At 68.0% G+C, this 9,896-nt stretch carries 9 protein-coding genes and 1 pseudogene; 2 read left to right on the forward strand and 8 right to left on the reverse strand.

Annotated elements, in window-relative coordinates:
- A partial coding sequence (locus Q331_RS0109160) for an integrase core domain-containing protein (RefSeq protein WP_026380428.1) occupies positions 1-239 on the forward strand: 239 nt, incomplete at its 5' end.
- Positions 240-289: 50 nt separating this feature from the next.
- Here the strand turns inward: Q331_RS0109160 and Q331_RS20850 are convergent.
- The 8 genes and pseudogenes from Q331_RS20850 to Q331_RS0109200 all read right to left on the reverse strand — a co-directional run.
- A pseudogene (locus Q331_RS20850) lies at positions 290-3,553 on the reverse strand (strawberry notch-like NTP hydrolase domain-containing protein); the annotation flags it as partial.
- Between the two features lie 141 nt (positions 3,554-3,694).
- Positions 3,695-4,339: a hypothetical protein gene (locus Q331_RS0109170; RefSeq protein ID WP_026380429.1), complete on the reverse strand. Its 645-nt coding sequence runs from the start codon at positions 4,337-4,339 to the stop codon at positions 3,695-3,697.
- Complete coding sequence (locus Q331_RS0109175) at positions 4,332-4,745, reverse strand: hypothetical protein (protein ID WP_026380430.1); 414 nt, start codon at positions 4,743-4,745, stop codon at positions 4,332-4,334. Before Q331_RS0109175 ends, Q331_RS0109170 begins: the two co-directional genes overlap by 8 nt.
- A gap of 68 nt (positions 4,746-4,813) precedes the next feature.
- Complete coding sequence (locus Q331_RS0109180; RefSeq protein WP_034491698.1) at positions 4,814-5,011, reverse strand: hypothetical protein; 198 nt, start codon at positions 5,009-5,011, stop codon at positions 4,814-4,816.
- On the reverse strand, positions 5,011-5,271 hold the full coding sequence (locus Q331_RS0109185; protein WP_026380432.1) for a DUF6117 family protein: 261 nt from the start codon (positions 5,269-5,271) through the stop codon (positions 5,011-5,013). The genes Q331_RS0109180 and Q331_RS0109185 overlap by 1 nt, the downstream gene beginning before the upstream one ends.
- An 83-nt stretch (positions 5,272-5,354) precedes the next feature.
- On the reverse strand, positions 5,355-7,517 hold the full coding sequence (locus Q331_RS0109190; RefSeq protein WP_026380433.1) for a ParB/RepB/Spo0J family partition protein: 2,163 nt from the start codon (positions 7,515-7,517) through the stop codon (positions 5,355-5,357).
- Positions 7,518-7,569: 52 nt separating this feature from the next.
- Complete coding sequence (locus Q331_RS20855) at positions 7,570-7,986, reverse strand: hypothetical protein (protein WP_245615582.1); 417 nt, start codon at positions 7,984-7,986, stop codon at positions 7,570-7,572.
- A complete protein-coding gene (locus tag Q331_RS0109200; protein ID WP_026380435.1) occupies positions 7,983-8,969 on the reverse strand; it encodes an ArdC family protein in 987 nt (328 codons plus the stop codon). Before Q331_RS0109200 ends, Q331_RS20855 begins: the two co-directional genes overlap by 4 nt.
- A 573-nt stretch (positions 8,970-9,542) precedes the next feature.
- Here Q331_RS0109200 and Q331_RS0109205 point away from each other — a divergent pair.
- Entirely contained in the window at positions 9,543-9,812 is a 270-nt protein-coding gene (locus Q331_RS0109205; protein ID WP_026380436.1) for a pyocin activator PrtN family protein, read from the forward strand.
- Positions 9,813-9,896 lie beyond the last annotated feature (84 nt).

Raw genomic sequence — 9,896 nt, forward strand, 5'->3', positions numbered from 1 at the left:
ACCAGACGCTGAAGAACCGGATCCTGCTCGAGAACCACTATCTGCCCGGCGCGCTCGAGGCCGCCATCGGCGACTTCATCGATCACTACAACCACCGCCGCGTCCACGAGAGCCTCGGTAACGTCACGCCTGCCGATGCCTACTTCGGCAGGGCGCCGGCCATCCTCGAGGAGAGAAGGAGGATCAAGGACGAAACCATCCGGCAGCGCCGCTTGCTCAACCAGCAGCCCGCAGCCTAACGTCAACCCAATCGAGCCAGACCCTCCAAAGCGTCATGGCCTCCGAAGTCCCGAAATATCTGACGACGGACATGCGATTCCAGATTGTCCTCGGGGCGGAACAGGCCCTGTCCGCCCGTCTGCCTCTGGCCGCGCGTGATCGCGCCCAGGGTGTCGAGCCGGCGGGCGATCGTGCTCAAGAACCGCTTCTCGGCCTTGACGTTGGTGGCGATCGGCCGGAAGAGCGGCGGCTGTGCCTGGTTGGTGCGATGCGTGCGGCCGAGCCCCTGGATCGCGGCATCGGCCTTCCAGCCAGGTTCGAGCAGGTAGTGGACGCGCAGCCGCCTGTTCCGCGCCGACAGCTCGGCGTGATACGACCTGCCGGTTCCGCCCGCCTCGCTGAACACCAGCACCCGCTTCCGGTCGTCCATGAAGGCGGCGGTTTCGGCAAGGTTGGCCGAGCTGGCGCGGGTCTCTACGACAAGGCGATCGTGGCCTCCGGCGCCTGTCCTGCGGACGATGCGGCGCGAGCGGCCCGTCACCTCGGCCACCATGTCGGTGCCGAAGCGCTGGACGATCTGGTCGAGCGCGCCGGGAACCGGCGGCAGGCTGGCGAGCTTCGCGATCAGCGCATCGCGGCGGGCGACGGCCTCACGGCTCTCGACGGGCTGGCCGTCGCGCGTGACCGGCCGCGACGACAGCCTCCCCTCCGAGTCGGTGAAGGGCTCGTAGAGCTGCACCGGGAAGGAATGGGCAAGGTAGTCGAGGACGTATTCGCGAGGCGTGATGTGGACGCGGACGTCGTTCCATTCCTCGGTCGGCAGCTCCGCCAGCCTGCGCTCCATCAGCGCCTCGCCTGTCGAGACGATCTGCACGACGGCGGAATGGCCCGCCTCCAGATCGCGCTCGATCGAGCGGATCAGGGTGGGCGTTTTCATGCTGATAAGCAGATGGCCGAAGAAGCGCTGCTTGGCCGACTCGAACGCGGAGCGCGCGGCGGACTTCGCCTGCTTGTTCAGCGTGCCGGAGCCGCCTTCGCCGCCGCCGGTGATGTTGGCGGCCTGCATCGCGGCATCCAAATTGTTATGGATGATCGCGAACGCCCCGGCATAGGCGTCGTAGATGCGGGTCTGCTCGGGCGTCAGCTCGTGCTCGACCAGCTCGTATTCCACGCCGTCGAAGGACAGCGAGCGGGCGGTATAGAGGCCGAGCGCGCGCAGGTCGCGGGCGAGCACCTCCATCGCCGCCACGCCGCCGGCCTCGATCGCCTCGACGAACTCGGCCCTGGTTGAGAACGGGAAATCCTCGCCGCCCCACAGGCCGAGCCGCTGCGCATAGGCGAGATTGTGGACGGTGGTGGCGCCGGTGGCCGAGACATAGACGACGCGGGCATCGGGAAGCGCATGCTGAAGACGAAGCCCGGCGCGGCCCTGCTGCGACGGGGCGGCGTCGCCGCGCTCGCCCTTGCCGCCGACCGCGTTCTGAAGCGCGTGGCATTCGTCGAAGATGACGACGCCATCCCAGTCCGCGCCGAGCCAGTCCACGATCTGTTGGACGCGCGACGCCTTCTCGCCGCGCTCGTCGGTCCTTAGCGTGGCGTAGGTGGTGAACAGGATGCCTTCGGGCAGCGTGATCGGCTTGCCCTGCGGGAACCGCGACTGCGGGGTAATCAGCAGGCGCTCCATGCCGAGCGCCGACCAATCCCGCTGCGCGTCTTCCAGGAGCTTGTCCGACTTCGAGATCCACAGCGCCTTGCGGCGGCCTCTCATCCAGTTGTCGAGAATGATGCTCGCGGATTCGCGGCCCTTGCCGACGCCGGTGCCATCGCCGATCATGAAGCCGCGCCGGAAGCGGACGGAGCCGCTCGCGTCGTCGGCAGCGGCCTTCACGACATCGAAGGTCTCATCGACCGTCCATGATCCGGCCAGATGGTCGGAATGCGCCTCGCCTGCATAGATCAGGGTTTCGAGCTGGGCGTCCGACAGCAGATCGTGGATGTTGGCCGGTAGGCGCGGCCGGTAGCTCGGCTTCGGCGGCGCGACGGAGGCCATCGCCGCCGACTGGACCAGCTTGGTCGGATGCGGCTGCCCGCCGGGAATACGGATCGCCTGGAGCGCGTATTCCTCATAGATGGAATCGGTGATGCGGCCGGTCCCGGCATCCTGCCTATCGACGGTCTCGTATACGAGATCGACGCCCTCCGGCTCGGCCAGCGCCTTCCTCGGCGCGGCCTTCGCCGCGCGGGAGAGATAGCCGCGCACGGTGCGGGGCGCGGGCGTGGCGGCGACCGGAACCGCGACGGCGGGATCGACCGGCAGGCGGGCCGGCACATGCCCGGCCACCCAATCCATCAGCGTCGCGGCGTCGGCTGCGATACCGCGCGAAGCGGGAAAGACGGCGGGATCGTCGGCCGGCACCTTGTCGATGACGGTGAGCCGCGTCGGGAAGGTCGTGCCGTGCTTGGCATAGACCGAGCCGTCGATCGCGGCTGAGAACACGACGCGGCCGCGCTCCTGCAGACGGGCATAGGCGGAAGCCCATTCGGGCGCGTCGGGCGCGAAGTTGGCGCCGGTGATCGTCACGAGGCGGCCGCCGGGAGCCAGACGCGCCAGCGCCGAGGCGACATGGCGGAACGCTGCGTTGGCCATGCGGGTCTCGACATTGGCCATGACGGAGAATGGCGGGTTCATCAGCACGACGGTCGGCGTCACGCCAAGATCGAGGTGGTCGTCGATCTGGGCGGCGTCGAAGCGCGTGACGGACAGGGCCGGAAAGAGGGAGGAGAGAAGCGAGGCGCGGGTCTCGGCCAACTCGTTGAGGACGAGCGTGCCGCCGGCGATCTCCGCCAGGATGGCAAGCAGGCCGGTGCCGGCCGCGGGTTCCAGCACCCGGTCGGCCGGCGTGATCGCGGCCGCCGTCGCCGCGACCAGGCCGAGCGGGATCGGGGTCGAGAACTGCTGGAAGGACTGCGCCTCCTCGGACCGGCGCGTGTGGGTCGGCATCAGCGCGGCGATCTTCGCAAGCAGCGGCAGGCTCGCCGCCGGGGAGCCGCCCTTGCGGTAGAGCGCCTTGCCGAACCTGCGCAGGAACAGCACCGTGGCCGCCTCGCAGGCTTCGTAGGCCGTCTTCCAGTTCCAGGCGCCCGCCGCGTCGGAGCCGCCGAAGGCGGTCTCCATCGCGTGGCGCAAGGCCGGCGCGTCGATGCGCTGGCCGCGTTCGAGATGGGGAAGGAGGAGCTGCGCGGCCGCGAGGATGGCGGCGGCGGTGTCGGGCTCGCAGGCGTGCGGGATCGACGCGGCCGCGTTGGCGGCCACGGTAGCGGGCATCATGTTCATCGGGGAACCTCGGGAGAGCGGGAACGGGACGAGCCGCGCAGCGCTCTCTCTCGACCGCACCGGCTCGAACCCGTCCAGGCCTTCCTCTGCCTCTCGGACCACCGGGACCGACAAACGGTCGGCCGATCTGCCGGAAGCGGATCAGCCGAAGCGGCGGCCTGATGCGGTGAAGGTGTAATCGTTGGCGACGATGGTTTCGTCGACCACCTCGTCGGAGGTCTGATACTCGTATTCGCGCTCAAGCCGGCGATAGAGCCAGCGTGCGAGATCGCGCAGCGCCTCCGTCACGTCATCCTCGGCTTCGGCGGTCATGTCCTGATAGACGGGACTGACGCGCCCGACCGAGATCGCCATGCTGTATTCGTGGCAATAGCGGCCGCGATGGCTGATGGTGGCATGGAGCTGGTAGAAGTTGCGGCGCTGGATCGCCTGGAGCGCATCGGCGATCCGGTGAAGCTCGCCATCCTTCGGCGCGTAGTCGCGGATGTTCCGCGCCGCGCCTTTGGCATGGCTGTAGTTTCCCTCGTAGCTGGCGCCGTCGCCCTGGCTCCAGAAGCCGGAGAAGAAGATGCACGGCTTCTGCCTTGTGCCGCCGCCATAGAGGGGAACGGCGCGGGTCCGCAGCCGCACGCCGAGGATTTCGCACACACGCTCGAAATCGTCGAAGACGAACTCGAACCAGTCGTGGTCGAAGGCGCCCTGCCGATACCAGACGCGCGCCTTCTCCTTCGCGCCCTCGGACAGCTCGTCGAGGCGATAGACGGTGGTTTCGACGATCTCAGGCATTGCGGCCGCTCCCATCGGGATCGCGGGCGCCGGCCATGATCGCTTCCGCCTTGGCGATCGCCGAGACGGCGCGTCGCCGCCAGAGCGCGAGTTCGGGCGCTGCGGGATCGGCGGCGGCGAACATCTTGAGAAGGCCGAGCAGCACCTCGAAATGCCGCGCCTTCCGGCGCATGGTCTCGCCATATTGCGAGGGGACCGGAAGGCTGCGCGCCGCATGGGGTGCGCCGGTTCCTTCCCAGATGCCGGTGACGAAGGTTTCGCCGGGGGTGTCGTGGGAAATCTTGCGGATCGACCAATCCTCGTCTTCCAACGCCAGCCGGCACGCCTTGTCGACGGTATCGGCCTCGTAGGGGCGAAGTCGGTAGACCGGCACGTCATGTGCGGTCTCGATAGTGAAGGTGGGCATGGAAGCCTCCTGAAACGAAAAATGCCCGGCGCGAGGCCGGGCGTGGTTGGGAGAATGGGCGGGGGGCGTCAGTGGCGGGTTCGCATGAAGGCGCGCTGGATCTCCGCGTGCCGGCGAAGCATCGCGCAGTAGAACATCCTGCGAAGGAGCCGCCGGCACGGATCGGCGCGGACTTCGCGCGGCACGTATTTTGCCGCCGCCCGGACCACGGCCCGGTCGGTATCGAGCGGGGCGACGCCGAGATCGGGATAGTGCGAGCGCAACATCACCGGCCTCCGTCATCGCGAGGTAGGAAGCCTGACGGGTCGTCCGGGTCCGGCGGAAGATAGGCGTCGTAGGGATTGCCATCGGCCAGATGGCCGAACGGCGTGAAGACGTAATCGCCGCCGTCGCGGCCGACCGCGCAGATGACGTAGCGCAGGTCGCCGGTCGCGGCGTCCTGGCATTCCATCAGCGCGAGGCTGCCGTCGCCCGCGGCTTTCAGCAGCGTGTTGAAGTTGGTGCGAGCATGGTCGGGAATCGCCATCGTGATCTCCTGAAACGAAAACGGCCCGGCCATGGCCGGGCCGAGAGTGAGGAAGGAACGGAGCGGCCGGAGCCGCTCCACGACTATTCGGCGGCGACCAGATGCTCGGGATCGCTCCCCTCGGCGCCGGCCGCCACATCGTCCTCGTCGTCTGCGAGGAAGGCGGGCAGCGCCTCGGCGTCGTCGCTGCTGCTCGCGTCAAGCTCCGGCTCGGCATCGAGCGGACGCAGCGGCTCGGGCAGCCAGCCGGTGTCGGCCAGAAGCCGTTCGGCTTCCTCGGCCATGTCGCCCTTCTTCAGATGGGCGATGAGGTCCGCCGCACGGTCGCCGGCGCCCTCGCGGACGGCTTCGAGGATGCGGGTCTTGGGAACGCGGCCGAGATAGTTGTCGACCGTGGGCCGGAAGCCCGCCTCGATCATGTCGAGCCCGGTGGTGCGTGCGAGCCGATCGGCCTCGGCCATGCGAAGGTCGAGACCGTACTGCGAGATGCCGGTGGCGCTGATCGGGTTCGGCCGCTCGTAGAGCGCGTTGATGCCGAAGCTGACGCAATGGGCGAGCAGCGCCAGGCGGCTGGCCTCGTCCAGCACGGCGAGCCAGTCCCAGAGCGCGTCGTCGTCGGAGGGAAGGTCCGCCTTCCAGCCGTCGTGCCGCTCCTTGACCGACTGCGCATAGGGGCTGTCCTTGAGGTCCGGACCCTGCTCGCGGAAATAGACCTCGCGGACGGAAGCCCCAACCGCGGCGCCGGTGGTGGAGCGCCCGAACGTGTCGCGCACCAGCTTGTGCAGCAGCGCCGTGAGCGCGACTTGCGGGTTTGCGCCTACCGCATCGCGCAGCGCGAGCGTGCGATGCGCCGTCAGTTCGGCCACCAGCCTTTCCGACAGGGGACGGATGACGTCTTCCTCGTCCTCCTCCGGCTCGGCCGGCTCGCCGCCGATGGTGATGACGGTCCGGATGACGCGCGGCTCCTCCGTGCCGCCGCCGTCCGCGTCGGCGCCTACGGCCTCCGGCGCTTCGCCGTCGATCGCTGCGGCCGGCTCGTCCTCGGGCCGGACATAGCCGCGTTCGACGACAAGATCGCCATCGGAGTCGACCGAGATAAAGACGCCGGCGGCTGCAATCTCGGCCGGGTCGTAGATGGCCGGACGGTTCTCGAAGGCGTCCAGGGCCTCCTCGATCTCCGTGAGCCGCTGGTGGGTCTCGTCGGGCAGCTCGTCGCAGCCGTCATGCTCGGCCATCAGGGCGTCGTACTCGTCGCGCAGCGCCTGGCGCTGCTTGCGCTCCTTGCGCGTGAGTTCGGGCAAGGTGCCGGCGAGCACGCGAAGGCCCCGCTCGTGACCGAGCGGGAGGTCGAGGCTGACGGTGATCCACTTCCAGCCCTCGGCGGCCACCTCGTCGGCGACGGTCCTGAGCTTGTCGGCAACAAGTCTGTCGAGGAGCGGCACGTCGTCCAGCCAGCCGCTGTCCTCCTCGTCGAACAGGTAGCGCGGCAGCACCGGGCCGCCGGCCGCGACATAGGCGTCGAGGCCGATGAACATGGCGCGCTTGTCGGACGCGGGAACGCTGGTCTCGGTGAGCATCTGGCGGACGTGCCAGGGTTCGCGGTAGTGCGACTGCCTCACGGCATCCCAGACCTGCTCCTGACGGGCATGATCGGGATTCGCGGTGAAGGTCTCCAGCAGCGCCAGCGTCATGCCGTTCTCGGCATAGACCTCAAGCAGCTTCGGCGAGACCTTGGAGAGCGCGAGGCGCTGCGCGACATAGCGCTCGGTGGTGAAGTAGGCGGTGGCGACCTCCGCCTCGGACATGCCGCCGTCGACCATGCGCTTGAAGGCGCGGAACTGGTCGAGCGGATGCAGCGCCAACCGCAGCACGTTCTCGGCCAGCGAATCGTCCACGGCCGTCGTCTTGGCGTCGGCCTTCTTGACGATGCAGGGAACAAGACCGTCCTCGGGGAAACGCCCCGCCTTCACCAGCCGGGCGATCGACCTGTAGCGGCGACCGCCCGCCGGGGTCTCGAAATCGCCGGTCTCGTTGCCGTCCGCATCGAGGATGGCGCGGACATTGAGGCCCTGCACGAGATCCTCGCGGCGGTCGATGTCGAAGGTGAGTTCGTCCAGGCCTGCCTCGACGTCGACCTCGCGGACGTTGCTGTCCGACAGCCTGATCCGGTTGAAGGGAATATCGCGCGCCCGCGAGAAGACGATCATCGGGACGGCGGCGGACTTCTTCCTGGCAGCTCTTGCCATCGTGGTTTCTCCACGACGGGCGCGGAGAGCCTCTCTCTCCGCTTCCAACCCGTCACGGAAAACCCGGTCCCCTCTCTTCCTCTCGGCTGTGCCGGCACAAGCCAGCGCAGCCATCGGCCGGAACGGTCACAAGGCGTACTGCCGGGGCCGTTCGTCGTTGACGCGGTATTTGCAGCGCAACGCCAGAATCGCGCCGTTCTGCCGCTCGACCTTGCGGCGAAGCCGCTTCAAGCTCGGCCTGGGCGGCATCCGTCATTCGGTCGAGGATGCGCCGGTATTCGGCCTCGTCGGCGCCGGTCCACCGGCTCATCCGGCGATGATACCAGCGCGACTTCGGACGCCGCCGGATGGTCTCGGCTTCGGCGCCGTCGCAAAGCCGGTGCTCGACAAAGGCGAGGTTGTGCCGGGTTTCCGCCAGGCCCGCCTCCATTCGGGCGAGCGCCGTGCGCGACTGGGCATAGGTCATCATGCCGCCCTCCTGTCGATAGAGGAGACGGTCTCGACGGAGGGCTGCCCGGCGATCTGATCGTCGGTCTGGTCGTCGGGCGGAAGGAAGGAGAGCAGCCAGTCGGCCGCCTTGCTGGCCTGCGACGCGGCGCGGAAGATTGCGCGATTGTCCTCCCGCATCGTCTCGATCCACGCGCCGATATAGTCGGCGTGGCGCACGGTGGGCTTGATGCCCAGAGCCGCACAACAGAAAGCGCTTGAAAGCTCGGCGACGCATTCCTCGATAAAATACTTCTTCGAGCCGAAGGAACCGCCGAGATCGCGCGCGAGGCGCGAGTGATGGCCGCTGGCGTGCGACAGCTCGTGCAGGGCCGTGCGGTGCCAGTTGATCGGCTCGAAGAAGGCGGCCGGAGGCGGCACGACCACATAATCGGGGACCGGCATATAGAATGCCTTGTCGCCGCCGATGCGGAAGTCGATGCCGGTGGCCTTGATGAGCGCCTCGACCGTGGGCTCGATCTGGCCGGGCGGCGGTGGCGGCACGGCGACGGTGACGTCTTCCGGAAGGTTCTCGCATTGCGCCGTATTGAACACGGTGAACCGCTTCAGGAAGGGGATGGCGTGGGCTTCCTCGCCGGTCTCCTGAGCGCGCTGCTTCTCGCCATCGGGGATGAAGCGGTTGGCATAGACGACCGTGGTGCCGCGCTCGCCCTTGCGGACATTGCCGCCCAGCGAGAGCGCCTGGTGGAAGGTGAGCCAGCCCTGGCCGGGGAACCCGCGCTCGACCACGGCGCCCCAGAGAAGGAGGATGTTGATGCCGGAATACTGGCGGCCGGTGGCCGCGTTCTTCGGCAGGCCGAGAAGCGCGCCGGCCTCGGGTGTGCCCCAGGGCTGGGCCCAGGGGACGCGGCCCGCCTCGAGCTCGGCGATGATCTTGTCGGTGATGTCGTCATAAAGGCTCGTCCGGTCGTTGCCGGTCCGGGCGCTGCGGTCGTGTCTGGCCATCGGGATTTCTCCGCGACGGGCCTCGGGAGCCTCTCTCCCGATCCCAGCCCGTCACGGCAAGCCCGGCCTGCCTCTCACTCTAGGGGGCGTTGCAGGGTCTCCCCGCAGAAGGGGGTGCGCCGGCAACGTAGTGCCGGCCAGGGGGAAGGCTTTCCCCCGAAACCAAACCACTGACTAACTGGCGCCCAGGCCCGGCCGGGTCGACCCACCTCCCCTCCTCCGCAACCGGCGAAGCCGCGGCTCGGACAATCATGGAAACGCCGATGTGGGCAGACCGCTATTTTTACGATGGCGCACGCTATTTCCGCCGCATGATCCACCAGCGCCCACGAGGCGATGCGACAACGAACGTCGCGCGGCGCTGAAGATCGCGGACCTACCCGCGATTTCGCGTTCACATCGGCACGATTCCGGCCCAGCCTCCGCACGGATGGAATGGTCCGTTCAGGGTGCAGCAACGCGCAGCGGCGGAACCGGACAGATCGAAAGGCAGCGTGCGCGAAAGGCTCACCCGCTATCGCGACCGTCCGGTGCCGCCGTCTCGCTGGGTCGAGATGGGATCAGCGTGGAATCGTGAATACAGCCTTCATGCTGATGGCGATGTATTCGGGACGGCCGGTCATTCCGGCCGAGGATGTGGCGAGGGACTTCTTCGAGCTGTCGACGGAGAAGTTCATCCGCAAGGTGTCATCCGGTCACATCGCCCTCCCCCTCATCCGCATGGAAGCCTCGCAGAAATGCGCGAAAGGGGTCCATCTCAACGACCTCGCCGCCTATCTGGACAAGCAGCGGGCCGCAGCGCTGAAAGAGTGCGAGCAGCTCAACGGCAACGGGCGATCGTAGATGCCGGCGATTCCGCTTTGCGGCCGGCGGTTGCCCCGATACGCAGGAGCGATCAGCCCGGCCGATTCTCCATTCCTGGCGGAA

The sequence above is a fragment of the Afifella pfennigii DSM 17143 genome (assembly GCF_000688515.1).
Taxonomy (GTDB): Bacteria; Pseudomonadota; Alphaproteobacteria; order Rhizobiales; family Afifellaceae; genus Afifella; species Afifella pfennigii.